Annotated in this window: 17 protein-coding genes, 1 tRNA gene and 1 pseudogene; 12 read left to right on the top strand and 7 right to left on the bottom strand. The window is 43.7% G+C overall.

All coding sequences use genetic code 11. The features are described 5' to 3' along the window. Positions 1 to 31 precede the first annotated feature (31 nt). Positions 32 to 104, bottom strand: a tRNA-Asp gene (locus DK846_RS05250). A gap of 123 nt (positions 105 to 227) precedes the next feature. Between DK846_RS05250 and DK846_RS05245 the strand changes: the two genes are divergently transcribed. The 3 genes from DK846_RS05245 to DK846_RS05235 all read left to right on the top strand — a co-directional run bounded on the left by DK846_RS05245 (position 228) and on the right by DK846_RS05235 (position 4046). Then, entirely contained in the window at positions 228 to 845 is a 618-nt protein-coding gene (locus DK846_RS05245; RefSeq protein ID WP_219970636.1) for a DUF5806 family protein, read from the top strand. Between the two features lie 5 nt (positions 846 to 850). Continuing rightward, positions 851 to 2212: a phosphoglucosamine mutase gene (gene glmM, locus DK846_RS05240; protein WP_245926477.1), complete on the top strand. Its 1362-nt coding sequence runs from the start codon at positions 851 to 853 to the stop codon at positions 2210 to 2212. Between the two features lie 247 nt (positions 2213 to 2459). Continuing rightward, on the top strand, positions 2460 to 4046 hold the full coding sequence (locus DK846_RS05235; RefSeq protein ID WP_109967884.1) for a DEAD/DEAH box helicase: 1587 nt from the start codon (positions 2460 to 2462) through the stop codon (positions 4044 to 4046). A gap of 59 nt (positions 4047 to 4105) precedes the next feature. Here DK846_RS05235 and cas1 read toward each other — a convergent pair whose 3' ends face one another. Then, entirely contained in the window at positions 4106 to 5053 is a 948-nt protein-coding gene (gene cas1 / locus DK846_RS05230; protein ID WP_109967883.1) for a CRISPR-associated endonuclease Cas1, read from the bottom strand. Positions 5054 to 5152: 99 nt separating this feature from the next. Between cas1 and DK846_RS05225 the strand changes: the two genes are divergently transcribed. Continuing rightward, positions 5153 to 5428 (top strand): hypothetical protein, encoded by a 276-nt coding sequence (locus DK846_RS05225; RefSeq protein WP_146201139.1) that lies wholly within the window; start codon positions 5153 to 5155, stop codon positions 5426 to 5428. Positions 5429 to 5433: 5 nt separating this feature from the next. Here the strand turns inward: DK846_RS05225 and DK846_RS05220 are convergent, their stop codons facing one another. The 5 genes from DK846_RS05220 to DK846_RS17425 form a co-directional block, all read right to left on the bottom strand. Then, on the bottom strand, positions 5434 to 6354 hold the full coding sequence (locus DK846_RS05220) for a VOC family protein (protein ID WP_109967881.1): 921 nt from the start codon (positions 6352 to 6354) through the stop codon (positions 5434 to 5436). A gap of 71 nt (positions 6355 to 6425) precedes the next feature. Beyond that, entirely contained in the window at positions 6426 to 7637 is a 1212-nt protein-coding gene (locus tag DK846_RS05215; protein WP_109967919.1) for a phosphoglycerate kinase, read from the bottom strand. Between the two features lie 780 nt (positions 7638 to 8417). Beyond that, positions 8418 to 9647: a nucleotidyltransferase domain-containing protein gene (locus DK846_RS05210; protein WP_109967880.1), complete on the bottom strand. Its 1230-nt coding sequence runs from the start codon at positions 9645 to 9647 to the stop codon at positions 8418 to 8420. 117 nt (positions 9648 to 9764) lie between these two features. Then, on the bottom strand, positions 9765 to 11633 hold the full coding sequence (locus DK846_RS05205; protein WP_109967879.1) for an ABC transporter ATP-binding protein: 1869 nt from the start codon (positions 11631 to 11633) through the stop codon (positions 9765 to 9767). Positions 11634 to 11844: 211 nt separating this feature from the next. Then, the gene (locus DK846_RS17425) at positions 11845 to 12048 is read right to left on the bottom strand and encodes a hypothetical protein (protein ID WP_146201137.1); all 204 of its coding nucleotides are present in this window, start codon (positions 12046 to 12048) and stop codon (positions 11845 to 11847) included. 941 nt (positions 12049 to 12989) lie between these two features. Here DK846_RS17425 and DK846_RS05190 point away from each other — a divergent pair. The 8 genes and pseudogenes from DK846_RS05190 (at position 12990) to scmF (ending at position 19194) form a co-directional block, all read left to right on the top strand. Continuing rightward, complete coding sequence (locus tag DK846_RS05190) at positions 12990 to 13424, top strand: hypothetical protein (RefSeq protein WP_109967876.1); 435 nt, start codon at positions 12990 to 12992, stop codon at positions 13422 to 13424. Positions 13425 to 14202: 778 nt separating this feature from the next. Next, entirely contained in the window at positions 14203 to 14613 is a 411-nt protein-coding gene (locus DK846_RS17420; RefSeq protein ID WP_146201136.1) for a hypothetical protein, read from the top strand. After that, positions 14574 to 14846 (top strand): annotated as a pseudogene (locus tag DK846_RS18390) (PqqD family peptide modification chaperone); the annotation flags it as partial. The gene DK846_RS17420 and the pseudogene DK846_RS18390, both read left to right, overlap by 40 nt. Positions 14847 to 15403: 557 nt before the next feature. Next, on the top strand, positions 15404 to 15886 hold the full coding sequence (locus DK846_RS05180; RefSeq protein WP_146201135.1) for a PqqD family protein: 483 nt from the start codon (positions 15404 to 15406) through the stop codon (positions 15884 to 15886). A 285-nt stretch (positions 15887 to 16171) separates the two neighbouring features. Beyond that, positions 16172 to 16582 carry a hypothetical protein gene (locus DK846_RS05175; RefSeq protein WP_109967874.1) on the top strand — a complete coding sequence of 137 codons (411 nt, stop codon included), beginning with the start codon at positions 16172 to 16174 and terminating at the stop codon, positions 16580 to 16582. After that, positions 16579 to 16857: a PqqD family peptide modification chaperone gene (locus DK846_RS05170; protein WP_109967873.1), complete on the top strand. Its 279-nt coding sequence runs from the start codon at positions 16579 to 16581 to the stop codon at positions 16855 to 16857. Before DK846_RS05175 ends, DK846_RS05170 begins: the two co-directional genes overlap by 4 nt. 30 nt (positions 16858 to 16887) lie before the next feature. Next, the gene (gene scmE / locus DK846_RS05165; RefSeq protein WP_455429689.1) at positions 16888 to 17976 is read left to right on the top strand and encodes a SynChlorMet cassette radical SAM/SPASM protein ScmE; all 1089 of its coding nucleotides are present in this window, start codon (positions 16888 to 16890) and stop codon (positions 17974 to 17976) included. A gap of 114 nt (positions 17977 to 18090) precedes the next feature. Further along, on the top strand, positions 18091 to 19194 hold the full coding sequence (gene scmF, locus DK846_RS05160) for a SynChlorMet cassette radical SAM/SPASM protein ScmF (RefSeq protein ID WP_109967871.1): 1104 nt from the start codon (positions 18091 to 18093) through the stop codon (positions 19192 to 19194). The last annotated feature ends 10 nt before the right edge of the window (positions 19195 to 19204 follow it).

The raw sequence follows: 19204 nt of genomic DNA, 5'->3' as shown, positions 1-19204 counted from the left end.
AACTACTGAATAAAAAAATCAAAGAAGGATACGCCCAGATCGGAATTCGAATCCGAGTCGTCGGCGTGACAGGCCGACATGATAGGCCACTACACTATCTGGGCACAAATTTGGTCGCTTGGAACCTTCTATATGTTATCACTTACAGCTTATAAATCCAGCATACGACTTTTCTCTTTAGATAATATCAGTGGTACTTATCTCATTCAGAGATCCATGGTAATACAATGGATTTGTCGCATCGTTCACATGATCCAGGCAAGTATCATAAGTTCAAGAAGGTAGACGGAGCCTCATACAACCAGGTGAATCAGTTTCTACGCAAGCGGACATTCATTACCGCGCGAGAATGGGCTATATCACGTCTTTGTGCTGACTTTCAGACCTCTTCGGGCGCAGAGATGACCTTCATCGGACGTAACCTGCCAGAACTTGTTCCCTTCATGACTGGTACCTATTCGCCTCAGGCGGTGAACCAGGCCCGGAGTTCGTTTAAGAAAAAGGTGAACAAAGCAGGAGCAACCTTCCTGTATGGTGCGATGTGTGGTTTTTATACTCCTGAAGAACTTGATGATCTCCTCTTTGAAGCTAGTGAGGTTGCCCGGTTTTTACTTGAAATTGAGAGTACAGCAATTGGAGTCGATGAAGAGATAGAAATTGAAGATCAGGTCACTGATATCATGCGCCAGGTTGCCGAAGCATCAGCACGATTATTGAAACTTCGGGAAGATCAACAGAAAGCAAAGTTAGAAAAACGACGCAAACAGACGAAAGAAGCAGATGATCAGAGTGATTCTGATGGCGTTGACATCGAAGTCAATGATTCAGAATCCGATATGATGTGATGTTCATGGCAGAAGCAAAGAAAAAACAGTTGTTTGGAACAAATGGGGTCAGGGGTGTTGTCGGTGAATTGATGACACCGGAATTGGTTATGAAGATCGCAATGGCAGTTGGGAGTATGCGCCCGGGCACGATTGCTGTTGGAAGAGATACCAGGACGTCGGGGCCAGCTTTTATCGAAGCTGCAAAAGCAGGTCTGATGGCAGTTGGATGTAATGTTGTGGATTGTGGGATTTTGCCGACCCCGGGTCTTCAGTATCTGGTGAAGGATCACTTTGATGCTGGAATTGTCATCACTGCCTCACATAATCCTGGAAATTACAATGGGGTCAAGGTAATTGAGCCCGATGGAACAGAAATGGGGGATGAAAATTCGATTCTCGTAGAAGAACGGGTTTTCTCAAGTTCTTTTGCGATTAAATCATGGGAAGAAGTAGCATCCAGCCGATCTGCTCCGGATATGTTTCAGGAATACATTGACGGTGTTGTTAGCAAAGTTCCTGCTGGAATAGGCAAAGGAATGACTGTCGCCATTGATCCCGGCTGTGGGGCTGCATACCGGACAACTGCATCTATTTTATCTGATCTTGGATGCCGTGTGCTGACTCTGAATGCACAACCTGATGGTCGATTTCCGGCACGCAATCCTGAGCCATCAGAAGAAGGTCTTGCTCCACTGGCTGATTTGGTTAAGTCAGTTGGAGCAGCATTTGGTGTTGCTCATGACGGAGATGCCGACCGTGCAGTTTTTATCGATGACAAGGGTCGGTTTGTTGAAGAGAATAAGGAGTTTGCCCTTATTGCTGATGCGGTCTGCCATGGAAAGTCCGGAATTATTGTAACACCAGTTAGTTCTTCCCGACTTATTGAACAGATTGGAAAACGTCACGCCTGTACAGTGGATTACACTGCTGTTGGGAGTATCTATGTGGCAAGGCGAATGAGATCTCTGATTGAAGCAGGAAAATCGGTGATCTTTGGGGGTGAAGGAAATGGAGGACTCATCTATCCGGATCATCAGTTTTGTCGTGATGGTGGCATGACTGCTGCAATGATGGTTCTTCTGCTTTCAATTAAAAAACAGACTTTGAGCAGTTTGGTTGATGATCTTCCCCCATCTGTAATGTTGAAGCATAAATTTCATACTGATAAAGCCCCGGCTATGATTGAAGTTGTCAGTAAGAAATTTTCAAGTGATAGGATCAATACAATTGATGGCCTTAGAATTGACAGAGATGATGCCTGGGCTCTTATTCGGCCTTCTGGGACAGAACCATTGGTTCGGTTATTTATTGAATCTCAAGATGAAACAGTAGCAAAAGCTTTTGAGAAAGAAATTCTGGATTCTATTAGCCCAATTTTAGCATAACGCTAAATTTTTTTACATTTATTTTATTCGATTTTTATTATATTAATCTCTATGCTTAAATCTAATATAGTAATATTTATATAATAAATATTATGTTGCTATATGCCACGTCAGATACAAAAAACGAAAAACAAAGATAATTTCCAAAAAATTATACCTCTGGAGATTGACTGATTATTATTCATAGAATCAAAGCAGAACTCCTGCCATCCGTGCATATATATGTCGAAAAGTCCCATGATGTGGGATGACTATATCCTCTTTTTCGGACCTAGATCTCTCGCCACCTATCCTTCGTGCCCTCTCCGATATGGGATTTGAAGAACCCACGCCGATACAAAAACAGGCGATCCCTCTCCTCATGGCCGGGCAGGACATTGCCGGCCAGGCTCAAACCGGTACCGGGAAGACAGCAGCGTATGCAATCCCGGGCATCGAACGATGTAAGGAGGAACTCAGGGCAGTTCAGGTCCTTGTCCTTTGTCCAACCAGAGAACTTTGTGTGCAGATCGCTGCAGAATACACCCGCCTTCTCAAATACAGAAAAGATATACATGTACTTCCGATATATGGCGGTCAGGCGATTGATGGACAGATTCGTGAGTTAAAACGCGGAGTTCATATTTGCATTGGAACTCCTGGACGGATTCTGGACCATATTGCGCGCACGACTCTCAGTCTGTCTAATGTTCATCTTGTTGTTCTTGATGAGGCTGATCAGATGCTTGACATGGGTTTCAGGCCAGACATTGAAAGTATTCTTTCATATGTTCCCCGAGAACGACAGACTGTTATCTTCTCAGCAACTCTCCCAAAACCAATTCTTCAAATATCACGCAGATACCAGCGTGATCCTGAAATGGTCCGGATTGCTCACAAAGAACTCACCGGTCCGGGAATTGATCAATATTTCATAGAACTGGTTGAATCAGCAAAGGACGATGCTCTCTTCAGGCTGCTTGATCGGCATACCCCTTCCAGGGCTATGGTTTTTGCCAACACCCGTCGGATGGTAGATCTCATCGCCAGCAAGCTAAAAGCACAGGGATATCTTGCAGAGGCTCTTCATGGTGACATGAAACAGCGTGAGCGGGATCGTGTTATGGGTGGATTCCGGCATGGATCTATCAGTATTCTTGTTGCAAGTGATGTGGCAGCTCGTGGTATTGATGTTGAAGATGTTGAGATGGTCTTCAATTATGATCTTCCACAGGACATTGAGTATTATGTCCACCGGATTGGACGGACAGCCCGGGCTGGTAAAGGTGGAAAATCGGTGAGTTTTGTAATGCCACGCGACCGTTGGAGGATGAAAGATATCCAGCGGCAGACCAACACACACATGCACCGAATGTCTATCCCAACTGCTGCAGAGATTGCAGAAGCACGGGCAAAAGAAACAATATCCAAGATAAAAACAGTTATTGGAAGTGAAGACCTCACAAAATATCAGGAAGTAATCGAGAGTCTCGTTGCAGAAGGATTTGATCCAGTACAACTGGCTGCAGCATTCCTGAAAGAAAAGAGTGCCTACACCGGTTCTTCAGGTGCTAACGAAGTAGTGGGTGGAGAGTTTTCAGAGCAACCTGGTTCAGCCCGATTGTTTATCTCTGCAGGACGCAAAGATGGATTCAGTCCTCGTGATATTGTATATGCAGTATCTTCAGCATGTAACATGCCTGAGCGTGCAGTGGGAGATATCCAGATGTACCCTGCATATTCCTTTGTTCAGATCCCATCATCATATGTAAACCGGGTAATATCCCGGCTTGATGGAGCAGAGATCAGGGGAGTCAGAATCGGTGTAAGCCCGGCAAAACCTCGGCAGCAATAATTTAGCCGAACTTTCCAAACTTTTTTGGACTCTATTTGTTCTACCAAATATTACTGTTCTTAAAATCTGTGTATTTGAAAGTTTGAGTTTCCGTTTATTGCTTCAACCAACGTTTTGACCTGTGTATCGATAACATCCTGTCTGATACTATGTTGGTACCGTTCAATAAGCCTCCGGATGAGCATCTCTGAAAGGATACAGCGTTTTTCTCCACATTCATATGAATCTTCTCTGATTTCTCCGGTATTAAGTAGATCAAGAGTTACGAGATCAATCATCCTGGTCTTCCAGCAATTTACAAGATCGGTTGCCAAAGATCGCTTTCCCCGATTGAGCATACCTTGATCTGGATCGAGATGCACTCCGATGAGTGCCCTTGTACAGTCTGTGGTGAGCATAGCGTATCCGAAAGAGAGAATAGCATTAACCGGGTCACGGTAAGGTCTGCTTGTTCTTCGTTTATAGTTCAGGTCAGGTGATATCAATCTGCTCATAATTTCATAATACATATCACCAATAAGCCTGTCAACTCTGCTTATTTCATCGATTTTTATAAGGCTGTCCAATTCATCTGCTGCTTGATTGAGTATATCCAGTTCACCACTGAAGAGAATTTTTCCATCTCCTTCTTCATTCCAGCGTTCAACAGTTAGCATCCGTTCACGTACCACTCCTTTTGCACAGGCAAGAGCATAACTAAAAGGTGTAGCCCGGGCCTGATTCTCCCTCATGGTTTCATCCATTGTATATCCATAGGGTTTCAGATACCCGGCGGGTTCACCATCAGATTCAAGAAATGAAATAAAAATGTGATGTTTTAATAAGGTGGTGATCGCTGATGTCTGAATCTGATGCCCTCCCATGATCATCAAATGATCGAGATTTGTGAGAGGGATATCGGTGGTAGCGCCATGGTACTGAACTGAAAGAATTTCACGGGTTGCCTTTATGTGCGATCCATGCCCCGCTACAACCTTCCATATTGGATATCCAGTTCCTTTTTTCATGGTATACCTGTGTGTGATGTCAACGGTCTATTGTCTGAAAACATAGAATTTTTCCGGAATGATATTATGAAGTGAAACTTTTATTTTTCATCAGATACGATGTATATTCAATTTATGGGCTTGAAAGTTTGGAGCATTACACTGGTCTTTACCCTCCTGCTGTTCATCTTCATCGGTTATTTAAGCGGCTTTCTCTCTTCGCTTAATTCATTAATGTTGCTTTCAGTTCTCATGATTCTCTTTGCCGCATATATTTCGCTGACCCGCAAAGATCCGATGACCAAGGTTCCAACCCCTTTGGAACTGGAGAAGATCAAGCGGAGAAGGTATGCGGAAGAAAGCGGAATTCGTTCTGATACCGATGAAAAACTCTGACTCTCCTATTTCATAATCTCAATCAAATAACCATCAGGATCCTGAAGGTAATTTCCAGATACCTCTTTTGAATTTGGAGGATGTATTGTGACACATCCTGGTTCACTGATTGCTCCTTCTCCTTTGTAAATCGCTGACAGACCCATGTGATCTAGTCCATATCCGCCGGCTATTATCGGGGTTCCATCCGGTTTTACAACCTGGTATAGGATAATTACTGGTGATCCCTCTGCTGTTCCCATCCAGGCATACTTCTTTTTCCATTCATTTTGGACAAGGGAATGAGGGGTAATATCGACCAGACCACATTTTTCCTGGTAAAATCTTCTGCTTGCCTGAATATTATTGACATAGATAACAGCGTGTCCGAGACCTGTGATAAATTCCCCTTTCCTGTCTGTTGATGTTATGAGTTCTATCATCCGCTCGTCAGGATCTTTGACAAAGAGTGAATGATTATTGGAATTTAGTGAGTAATCTAGCCCGTCTGTTCCAGTATCTCCATGCTGAAAAGAGAGATCTGCAATAGCCATATCCCAGGCAAGATCGTCGGTGTCAATATCAGATGACAGGTAACACGAGAATCCATACAGGGTATTTCCGGTAACTGATCTGATGTATCCTTTTTCAGGATGTGTTTGTTGGACCAGAATCAGGTTGACAGTTCCATCAGCGGTACTGCAGTGGCAGATATCTGTAAACATCTGTTGATATGCTGAAGGATTAGCCCGGTTTATAATATTCCTAACCAATACTGGACCTTTTGTTACCAGTGAATGTCCATATTTCAGTCCGGCTGATTGATCTTTAAGTGAGATTGGTTCTGAGACATTCATACGTAGGATTTTTTTATAAAAATCCATGCTCCGCTGTAGGTTTGTTACATACAAAGCAATATGAGTAAGTACTATCTGCTCGTCTCCCATTGGGTTCACGAATTCTCAAATCATATTCTGCGTCAAGAGGAATGAACGTGACTATTTGAGTCTGAAAAAAGTTATGAAAATTTGGCTGCACTTTTTTCAAGTGCTGCAATTGCTGGTAATTTTTTTCCGGTCAGGAATTCAATGCATGCTCCGCCACCGGTTGAAATATGTGTGAACCGTTTATCATATCCCATCTTTTCAATAACAGCTGCTGTATGTCCGCCACCTACAACCGAAAACTGGACATCTGCTGCAGCCTTGATAATTTCATAGGTACCAAGTGCAAAATCTGTCTCTTCAAAGAGACCTGCTGGCCCGTTCAGAACAACAGTTTTAGAATTTTTGATAATATCAAGACAGGATTTCAGGCCTGTTCCGCCGATATCAAGGATTGGACAGTCGGCAGGGATTTGGTCAACCGGAATCTCAACCCTAATACCATCTTTTCGGATTGCTACTGCCTCTGGAACAAAGACCTTCTCTCCGAATTCATCCAATATTGCCTTAGCAATTGCAATCTGATTATCATATCCAAGCTGAGTGATAAGATCCGAAGAAGGTTTACCTATTGTAATTCCCTGAGCTGCAAGGAAGATATTAGCAACTACGCCGATGGTAATGACACGATCAGCAATACCATTGGAAAGTACGTGATGAGCTACATCGATAGAATCATCAACCTTAGTACCACCCAGGATGAAGGTGACCGGCCTAGGAGCTCCCTCAAAGACCCGGGAAAGGTTTGAAATCTCTTTCTCCATAAGAAGACCTGCCACTGACGGCATAACCTCTGGAAGGCCCACTATGGTGGGTTGTGAACGATGTGCTGTTCCGAAGGCATCATTGACAAAAATATCTCCCATCTTAGAGAGGTTTCTGATAAGGAGTGTCTTTGCTGATTCTTCTCCGTTAAGCTTCAGGTTCTCCTCCGCATTGAACCTGACATTTTCAAGCATAATAACATCTCCAGGATGGGCATTTCTAACTGCATCCTGGGCAGTATGGCCGAAGATGTCATCGATGAATGTAACAGGTTTTCCCAAAAGCTGCTGGAGCCTTGATGCATGAGCCTCAAGGGAGGTGAAATCTTTTTTTCCCGGCCTGCTCTGGTGGGTTACGATGATACATATCGCATCTCTGAGCGCCTGGATTGTTCTCAAATGTTCCCTGAAGCGTTTGTCATCAAGTATAACTCCTGCCTGGGGATCAATCGGTGAATTGAAGTCAACCCTGAGGAGTATTTTCTTTCGGGAGATGTCAATCTGGGATAAATTTTTAATCATAACAATCAGCGGCCGGCGGCCGATCATAACGAATATCAGTAGCGTTAATACTTGATCGCTTTATTTTTATGTATTTGGGTTTGGATCAGAGTGTTTGCTGGTTAGTGTAATAATAAATTCAAGTAATCCTGTCTCCTGGTTCTGGGTGTTTTGGAGATGTATGCTCATCTGATCAACAAATGTAAATCATATATACAATATCAAAGGCAATTAAGTCGTAAGATTATCAGTTGAGAATAGTCTTACGAGCGGGAGGTTTCAAACTAAGTTGTATCGTAACCATGAAGGTATCCGGTTCACGGATACTACTAATCGGAGCCCATATCTCGTTTTTATAACCTAGTTATATCACCTGATCAGGGTCATTGCCTGACATCTGATCGAATTTGAAAAATGAGCCCAATAGCATTGTAATATGAGTGAATGATTTTTTGAGCATTCGCAAATTAAACCGAAAAATACCCTCTATTTGCCTGACTCCATATATGCCCCGGATTTGACCTCATATCTCGCTTAAAATTTCTAAATAACTAATTTTGTCTCTAAAACTCTTATTTATCACCTTGGTTGATGATATGCCCTCAAATTCGATAATAACTATCAACTGAACAGGATCTGGAACAAGGCCATGGACGTCCTTTTTGATAGAATATAAAAATACAATGGATTTGTATCATCTATTACTTTCAAAGTCATTACCCTGCATTGACACTCATAAATTATATTCATTAAATTTGTGACTCAACATTAACTTCATTGAAGATAATTTTTATTTTGAAATTATCCTCCGTACAACCATTTCCAAAAGTGTTTATTTCCATCTTCATGATGTGAGAAATACCCATTAATCAGGTTCGGGCCAAATTGCCAAATGAGATAAAAAAGCCGGTGTGGATAACAAAGATAGATTCGAAAGGAATCAGAAGGTACCTGATACTTCATCTGCATGGACTTGCGACTGAGAAATACCCGATTCAGTGTAGGATATATCAGCCCGAGGATCCCTTTTTTCGAGTGAGATAATCTGAAAGATACGCCATATGCAGATTTCTCCAGTTCTATCTCTCCCAGGGCGGAAATAAGATATTGATCCGGGATTTCATACGTAAATCCTTCTCGACTCATCTTTTTTGTTATATCAGATCCCGTAATGAGATCGGTAAGAGTTAAGATTAGCATTACCGGGCGTTCGATTTTTAACTCTTTTGCTGATGAGATGAGTAAACCCCAGTCGATACTGTCTTTGAATTTTACATATATTTGTTTTATATCATAAAATTCCCGGATTCCCAAATGAAAGGTATGATGAAGAGTCTGATGGACAACACTATGCAGGATGAGATCCTCTGGTGTCAAAAGGTATGTCTTTGTCTCTAAAAGTAATCCTGGTCGGGCCCGGTTTATGAAAATCTCTCCAATTGCAATTTCTCTTTCACCCATACTGTGAGCATCAATTATATTCCAATGGAGTTCTACCATTGAACCGGATGGATGTCGGTAACCAGGACCATGATGATCAAATCTTCGACATTCCTCATCCCAATGGAAAGTGCCGGTGGCCATATATCCGAGTGTTTCAAGGATAGTGATTGCCTTTGGCATATCTTCCCATTTTACCATGAGATCCAGGTCAAGCATCTGCCGCATGGAGGAGCGTTCATACACTGCATATGCAAGATATGCACCTTTGAGTGGTACTACCTGTATATCATTTTGGTCAAATGCGTTCAGGATTTTTTTCAGTTCTGAGGATAACATGAGATTTCGTCCCCCATTTGCGAGATACCTCGTCATGAGGGTACGGTAGATTTCAGTTGGTAGTTCAATCCCATCATACTGTTTTAGTGTATAAAAAAGGAGAGGGATAACCCGCATCCGGTCAGCGTATGAGATGATCTGAGGCCAGTGATCATTGGGGATCGATTCCCGTCTAAAGTAGTCAGGGCTTAACAACTGAATGAGTTCAAAAAGTGAATTATCATCTTCAAAGATATGAGATAACGGGATCATATTAAGTCACCGGTTTAATATGAGGGAAAATTCAAGCATCATTAACGAACCTTTTATATAAATTCATAAAATCAGGTTACAGATTCAATATTTAAACGTGATATTTCGACAACGTCTCTATGCACTGATTAATGATGCATCCCTCTTTTCTTCGTGTATCTTTCCTTTCTTCAACCGATATACCCGATCCACCAACCGGAGCAGACTCTCCCGGTGAGTGATAACAACCATGGTTCTTCCAGAACAGACACTAATAAACTCCCTGATTAGTAGTTCTTCAGTTTCGATATCAAGGTGAGCGGTTGGTTCATCCAGAATAACAATCTGGGCATTACGCAGAAAGGCACGTGCGATAGCGATCCGTTGTTTCTGCCCGCCTGAAAGTTTGCTTCCTCTTTCTCCAACTATTGTATCATACCCGTTTTGGAGCCTGATAATTTCATCATGAATGCCTGCCGATTGTGCTGCTCTCATGACTTCCTCATCATCCGCTTCAGGTCTGCTATACCTGATATTGTTCATCACCGTATCATGAAAGAGCATCAGATCCTGTGAGACGACCGCTATCTGATTTCTAATCCAGGCTGGGTTCAGATCAGCATAATCATAATCGTCGATGAGTATCTTTCCCTGATTAGGGCGATAAAATTTGAGAAGTAAGTTGATAAAAGTGGTCTTTCCTGCCCCTGTCTGACCGATGAGTCCGATTCGGTCGCCGGGTTGTATCTCCAGGCTGACATCTTTCAGCACCGGAGTATCAGGATCATAGGAAAATGAAACACAATCTACGATAATGTGCCCGTTTGTTCTGATATCAGGATAGAGCAGGGTCTTTTTCGGATCGTCATGTTCATACTCGGTGGTCATGTCAAGGAGTTCTTTTACTCTTCCGGCAGCAAGAGCGGTTCCCTGCAGATTAAGTGGCATCTGCAGGAACGTTGAGATGGCACCGGTAAGCTGTGGGTACATTGCAAGGAATGCAGTATATGATCCGATGGACATCTGGTTCGAGAGGACGAGGCTTCCTCCATAGAGCATAACGATAAGCCTGACAATATTGGTGAATGCCATCTGGACGCCACCGGTTACCTGACCAAAGAGCATGCTTGCGATGTTTAGGGAGATATTATCGAGGGTTCTCTTCATGTACCGGTTAAGTTCCCGCTCTTCTGCTGCATGGGTTTTGATAAGGTCGATTGAACTGAAGAGGTCCTGTCCGTCAGCTGCCATCTGTAGGCCGGACTCCCGCATCCTGATACTATAGGATCTGGTGAACCTGACAACCCAGTAACTGATGATAACCGATACCGGGACAGTAATTATTACAAAGAGCGTCAGGGGAAGAGACAAGGCAGAAAGGACTGTTGCAGTCACACAAAGCGATGTGCCGGCAGTGATAATGTTCTGAAGAAAACTTCCCGAGATTCCTGAGAGACCCGCCGTATCTGAACTGATTCTGGCGAGAAGATATCCGCTCCTGGTGGATTTGAAGAATGAGACCGGGTATTTCATCACATGGGTAAAGACTGCCATCTTCACCCGGTACCCATACTCGGTATTGATCCGATAGTTGATGAGTGACAGCTCGTTTCCGATGAGGTATTTAACAATTGAAACTACCGCAAGTGTTCCGATCAGAAGTGGCAATGATGAGAAGACTTGTGAGGCAAATGGGACGAGAAATGCCAGATGATGAGCCGAGAGTCTATCCAGAACCGGCTCTATACTCTGATGCATAAAGATATAGTCGATGATCCATTTCCCGGAGAGCGGGAGGGCGGTCCCGAGGAGTGAGGAGATGAAAGTGAGGATGAGCGATGAAATGATGGCATATTTTAATGGGATGAGATACCGGGTAAAATAGAGTATGTCGCGATATTTAAATTCTCCATCTTTGCCAGGAGGTACATAGGTCAGAGAATCTCTCAAAAGACGAAGTCGACCTCGCAAGGGAATTTTACCGATCGGGCCGCTTTGGGAGGTCATGAAGAGATCACCATATCAGTGTCGATAGATATTGATAGTACAGAATATAAGTCAACAGGAATTGATGTTTAGCGAATTATTTTATTAATCACGTTTTATCTCTAGCCGCTAGTGATGATGCCATGAAAAACTTGGTGTTACATGACCGGGTTTTTCAGGACAAAGAAAAGTTGGCATACTGCAATAGAAAATTGGGGGGAACTATGAGAGATTATGAATTCCCGTAGGAAACCTGATCATTTCCATTAGAGCAAAGACCCTTACCTGATCCCGTATCACAAAAGCTGGCGGTCGCAAAATTGCCATCCACACACATCCCAGTAGCTGCACTTCCAGGGGTACACCTTCCAAATGCCCCACTGGCAGATCCTCCATCCTCACAGAATGTTCCCGCATTACTCCCAGGATAACACATTTCTCCCGACTGATGGGGGAGGTTTCCAGTGGAACAGCTTGCTGAAACAGCATCCCCGTGATTGCATGTGCTGGTTGCACCTTGACCCTCAGTTGTACAAGAAGCGGTACCAAAGTCTCTCCCAGTAAGGCAATTTCCCGCCCCGACCCCGGTTATTGTCTCTAAAGAGAGATCGATAATTTTTGTGCAATATACTGTTTCTTTCCCATCTGTTACTCATCTCAATTATTTTTTCATTACGGTAAGGAGTCGTCTCTCCTGTCTTCGTACCTGTACCAATACCTTCCTCACTCGCTTTCCCAGAAGGAGAATCCGACCAAGAAAGTGCCGTTCATAATGATAAAAATTTCCTTTATCTGGGACGGTTCCATTCCAGACCCGATACGATAGAAAAGGCTGCTCCCAGCGAGAAGGATGATTGGGAGGGTGGACAGCCCCCGGGTGTTGGTTTTCCATCTCACATGAGAATCTTTCCCGTTCAGGTTTTTGAGAGTTGCGGAACTGCTCTCTCAAGGAGCACGGTGAGATACCGGGTACCGGTGGGGGGGTTATCTGGTGTGGGTAGTATGCAGGAATGCGACAACCAGAATAAACATAACTGCGATATACAGCGATTCAATTTGTGTTCACGCTCTTGATGTATCAGCAGTCACGTTCGAACCTATTCAAGATATTTAGTGGGGGGATTTTAACATTACCTGTTAGATACGGGGATTGAAGAGAGGCTGTCCAATGAAGGATTTTGCATATAGATCTTTCTTGAAATTAGCCAAAACGGAAGATAATTTGGCCTTTGATTCTCTACAATGGACAACCTCAATGAGATATCAGGATAAAACCGAAAGAAATTTTTCTATCTATAAAAAAAGAGCATCTGTTATATTTATTTCACAAGTTAAACAGATTGTTCGGATCAATTTCCAAGCGAACGGAAGAAAATCATGGTAAAAAAGGTGTATGTCCCTCCAATAGTAATCGATTTAAGCATAGAAGGTGTGACTGGAATTGGTGGTTCTTTATGCGATACAGGACCCAGTTTTAGCGATTCAGACTGCGGCGATGGTGGTGGGTATGTGAATACTTGCCATGTCGGAGGATGGGCATCATCATCATGTAATGACGGAACGAGTCCTAATTACAATGCAGTTGTGTGTAATGCTACTGGATCAGATGCAGCAGGAGCATGTTGGGTTAATGGTGCTAATGCATCAGGGGCTTTTAGTGAATGTTTTTCAGGAAATTCTCCATCCCTTTACTGTGGATCAGGTTCCTCTGTAAAATATTCTCAGACTAATGGCACATGTAATAATGGTTCTGGTGCCGGGTTCTGTAACAATAATGGTAGTACTCAACAGCCCTTCATATCATCAAGCTGACAAAGGCGTTGTGAATCAGATCAATACGATTGATTCGATGAGGGTCCAAGCGGTACCTTCTTTTTTCTATCTGCTTTTCTTTAACTCCCTTTCCTGTCCAGAGAGAATGAGATTGATTTCTGTCAAACATTCCGACCCTTGGTACGTAAATTGTTTTTGTAACTATTCAGGCCGTCAATACAACTAAAGGTCTTATTTCAGGTGGCAATAGAGATCAGTGTTATATAGTTATCTTTCATAATAAAAAGATCCATATCTATTAACAACGTTAATAATAACCGTGCCCACAGTTTCGCAGCATCAGATCGTCAAATAGCAAGGAGAGATTAATCCCTCCCCATCTTCCAGGGATGGAACATGCTATTTTCACTGCTTTTGAGATTCGTGGAAGTAGTCGCTTGACAAAGAATTTTTTATTCTTTATCCGAGATGTCCTCGAGTGTAAGCGAAATTGAACATATCTCGTACATTGCGATACCTCCTGTTCGTCGTGAAAACCAGCCACACGTTAGTTGAATAGACAAGATGGGTTACCCTTTCCCATCCTTCTAAAGCCTGATTAGTGAAGAAGGGGTACACTACAAAATTCAGATCCGATACTATTCAAATCGGAATCCATTAGTAATCAGACGCGATGATCGTAATTACCATATCAAAATCGAAAATCAAATCGATATCATTATTCCTACGTGCTCGAATAGTCATAACTTAAAGTATATCAATTCTGGTTGATTTTGAAACCGTTCATCTCATTATCCGGTAATAATCGGAGTTTAATATGGTAAAAAAAACGTATGGAAAGCCACTTGTAATAGATCTGAGTATAGAAGGCGCTACCGGGATCGGGGCGACAGAATGTAATCATGGATTACATGTTAGTAGTTCCGTGTGTAGTACCGGAAGTGGAGCACAAACCAGTTGTACGAATTTTGGTAGTGCTGTAACTGGTACATGCGCTGATGGTGATACTCCCAACAATACAACCACCATGTGTTGGTTTGGGGATTTAAATCTACAGGGAGCTTGTAGTCGTGGGGCATCTGCGAACCGGAGTTTGTGCAATTTTGGGGGTTCACCCTCAATATGTAATACCGGAGTAGGGCAAGACAAACCTATGTGTAATTCTGATGGTAATGCAGATTCTCTTTTATGCCGTTCTGGCAATGGACAACTCCAACATTTTTCATGATGACTAACCAGATTTCAATCCCAACACCAGAATCTCATATCTCACTCCGCGAAGAGTATGATGACTGGGCACTCCTGTTCAACCCTGATACCGGAAAGGCCGTTGGCCTGACTCCTACCGGAGTTACCATCTGGAAATATCTGAATGAAGGCAAAGATCTGAATGGAATCATTGCACTGATTCAGGATGAATACGAGAGCCTCCCTGCTGATCTGACTGAAGATATCAAAAATTTCTGTGATCAGGTTGTATGGCTCGGATACGCCCAGGCTGGATCATACAAGATCATAACCGAGAACCACGTCATGAAAACCCCAAAGTCCATTGATATCGATATCACCTCCCGGTGCAACCTGAAATGCAAGAACTGCTTTCACTTGACAAATCGGGCATGATTTTTGGTACATGGAGGTTGAATCAGATAATCCATAATGATTTACAAAGATGGGAGATCTGCAAATCAAAACCCCATTCGTAATCATACGTAATGATCGTAATTACCATATTTGAAAAATTAATTTGATATCATTATTCTTACTTATTCGAATAACAATAACTTGAGTCTATCAGTTCTGACTGATTTTAAACCGTTATCCCATCATATGGGGATAACCGGAGTTTAATATTGTAAAGAAATCATATGGAAAGCCACTTGTAATAGATCTGAGTATAGAAGGCGTCACCGGGATCGGGGCGACAGAATGTCAATCTGGACCAAAGGTTAATAGTTCCGCGTGTAATATCGGAAGGGGTGCACAAAGCAGTTGTAATGATGGTGGTATGGTAACTGGTGCATACACTAATGGTTTTGCTCCCAACCATAACGCCGCCATGTGTGTTTCTGGGCATTCAAATCTACAGGGATAATGTCAAACGGGGGGATCTGCGAGCCAAAGTATCTGCAGTAGTGGGGGTGGACCCTCAATATGCTACACCGGAGGAGGACGAACCACCAGTTCTTGTAATGCTGGTGCTGCAGAATCTTTGTATGCAATTTAGGCAATGCACAACCCGGACATTTTTCATCATGACTAACAGATTTCGATCCCAACACCAGGTTCTCAGATCTCACTCCGCGAAGAGTTTGATGACTGGACACTCCTGTTCAACCCTGACCCCGACAGAGGTTACCATCTGGAAATCTCTGAATGAAGGCAAAGATCTGAAGGGAATCATTGCAGCGATTCAGGATGAATACGAGAACATTCCTGAGGATCTGACTGAAGATATCAAAAACTTCTTTGATCAGATTGTACGACTCGAGTACGCTTAAGCCGGATGATGGAGGATTACAACCGAAAACCGCTAGGTCATGAAAACCCTGAAGTCCATTGATATCGATATCACCTCACGGTGCAACCTGAAATATTATTTCGTATGGGAGAGATCTGTAAATCAGATCTCCATACGTAATCATACGCGATCCTCATTACCATGGTATCGAAAATCAAATCGATATCATTATTCCTACGTGCCTAAATAATTATTACGTAGAGTATATCTGTTCTGACTGATTTTGAAAACAGTCCTTAATAGAGGTTAATTATCAGGGTTTAACATGGTGAAGAAATTACATGAAAAGCCACTTGTAATCGATCTGAGTATAGAAGGGGTCACCGGGATCGGGGCGACACTATGCCAAGATGGATTCCATTTTAGTAGTTCCGGGTGTAGTACCAGAAGTGGAGCACAAACCAGTTGTACTAATTTTGGTGGTGCTGCAACTGGTGCATGCGCTGATGGTTATATTCCCAACCATACCGCCACCATGTGTACTCCTGGGAATTCAAATCTACAGGGAACTTGTAATCTTGGTGGATCTGCCAACCGGAGTTTCTGTGGTTTTGGGGGTTCACCCTCAACATGTTACGTCGGAGTAGGGCAAGACAAACCTAAATGTGATTCTGGTAATGCAGACCTTCTTTTATGCCGTTCAGGCAATGCACAACACGAAAATTTTTCATCATGACTAACCAGATTTCAATCCCAACACCAGGATCTCAGATCTCACTCCGCGAAGAGTTTGATGACTGGGCACTCCTGTTCAATCCTGATACCGGAAAAGCCGTTGGCCTGACTCCTACCGGGGTTACCATTTGGAAATCTCTGAATGAAGGCAAAGATCTGAACGGAATCATTGCACAGATTCAGGATGAATACGAAAACCTGCCTGACGATCTGACTGAAGACATCAAAAATTTCCTGGATCAGATTGTACGACTCGGATACGCTCAGGTTAGATGACGGAAGATTATGACCGAAAACCGCAGGGTGATGAAAACTCCCAAGTCCATTGACATCGATATCACCTCCCGGTGCAACCTGAAATGCAAGTACTGCTTTCACCGGACAAGCCCTGCAGATACCGGGGGAGAAATCCCTGCATCCGGGTGGCGACCCTTCTTTGAAGAATGCGGGAATGCCGGGATTATGGATATCACCATCGGCGGAGGAGAACCGTTCATCAAGGAAGATCTCAGGGAGATGATCGAAGGGATTGTCGCAAACAAGATGCGGTTTGCCGTCCTCTCCAATGGTGGTCTGATCACCCCGGATATTGCAACGTTCATCGCATCGACAGGACGATGTAACTATGTCCAGATATCGGTTGATGGATCCTGTACAGCCGTACATGATCGTCTTCGGGGTACCGGGGCATTTGATGGGGCAATCCGGGGAATTAAAACCCTGCAGGATGCCGGAGTGTGGGTTACATCACGGGTTACCATTCACCGGTATAACCTGAATGATCTTGAAAACATTGCTCATCTGCTCCTGGATGAGATGGGAATGGGATCCATTTCTACCAATAGTGCCAGTTATCAGGGACTGGCCCGGGAAAACGAGGAAGAAGTGAGCCTTACCCCGGCAGAGACCTGCATTGCGATGGAAAAGATCCTCAAACTTGCGAAACGGTACAACAACCGGATTACTGCATCTGCCGGTCCACTTGCACAAGGGAAAAATTTCCAGGAGATGGAACAGGCACGGATTGAGGGTCGAACCATCCCCGGACGTGGTTTTCTGACCGGATGCGGATGTATGTGGAGTAAGATGGCAGTTCGGCCGGACGGGACCTATGTTCCCTGCGGGATGCTTTCCCACATTGAACTCGGGAAGATCAATCAGCATAAACTCCTTGATGTATGGCAGAACCATCCCGAATTCAACCGGCTCCGGCAACGGTATACCATCCCTCTCTCGACATTTCCGGATTGCGCAGATTGTGGGTACCGGATGACCTGCACCGGAAATTGTCCTGCAGACGGGTATTCACGAACCGGTGATGTTTATGTCCCGAGTCCAGGTGGATGTCTAAAGAAGTTCCTTGCAGAGGGAGGACGAATCGTCAGTATTCCGTGATTTCTCTTCAAAACAACCTCCATCCCATAAAAATTGCAAAATTATTGAATAAATAATAATTTATCAGCGTTATGAAATATTTCAGATTTTGAATACTGATGATACCCGATTCCTATGACTGAAGAGACAATACCAAAAACCGTTCCTCCTCTTGGGACGTTGTACTTTTATCTCACCGGTGACTGCAACATGGCCTGCCGTCACTGCTGGATCGCACCGACCTTTGAACACTCTGACCGGTCTCAGAAAGCTCTCCCATTCGATCTCTTCAAAAAGATCGTTACTGAAGCAAAAGAAATCGGCCTCTCGGGAGTGAAACTCACCGGAGGAGAACCTCTCATCCACCCTGACATCATCCCTATGCTCCGGTTCATCAGGGATCAGCATCTCAATCTTACCATCGAGTCAAACGGAGTTGCGGTAACTCCGCATATTGCAGACCTGATAAAATCCTGTCCCGGTTCATTTATTTCCATTAGTATCGACGGAAACCGTGAATCTCATGAATGGATGCGGGGAGTTAGGGGATCCTTTGACCGGGCAAGCCAGGGAGTGAAAACCCTCGTAGAAACCGGTATCCATCCTCAGGTGATCATGGCTGTTGCCGGAAGAAACAAAGGTGAAATGGCAGATCTGGCAAAATATGCGCAGCAGATGGGAGCTGGCTCTGTTAAATACAATTTTGTCACCCCGACTGCACGAGGCGAAGCGATGGAAGCTGAAGGAGCAACGGTCACAGTGCAGGAACAGATTGAACTCTCCCGGTGGGTGCAGAACGAGCTACAAAAAGAACTGAAGATCCCGTTGATGACGAATCTTCCCTTTGCATTCAGATCGCTCTCATCGCTGTATGGACCGCAGGGGAACTGTGGACGATGCGGTATCTTCTCCATACTCGGAGTCCTTTCAGATGGAACCTATGCCCTCTGTGGTATCGGAACTAGTGTTTCTGAACTCTGTTTCGGTCATGCATCCAGGGATCAGATCAAAGGTATCTGGGAGAAAGCAGACGCATTAAACGAGATCCGTGAACATCTTCCAAAGGATCTGAAAGGGGTCTGTTCCCGGTGTCTGGTGAAGAATGTCTGTATCGGTCAGTGTGTTGCAAATAATTACTATGTGGAAAAAGATCTCCTTGCCGGCCATAAATTCTGTGAAGATGCACTAAAGGCCGGTATATTTCCGATGACTCGGCTGGCTGAAGGACAAGTACACTGAATGTTTGGAC

Source organism: Methanospirillum lacunae (assembly GCF_003173355.1).
Taxonomy (GTDB): Archaea; Halobacteriota; Methanomicrobia; order Methanomicrobiales; family Methanospirillaceae; genus Methanospirillum; species Methanospirillum lacunae.
This window is presented reverse-complemented; position numbering and strand designations above follow the sequence as displayed.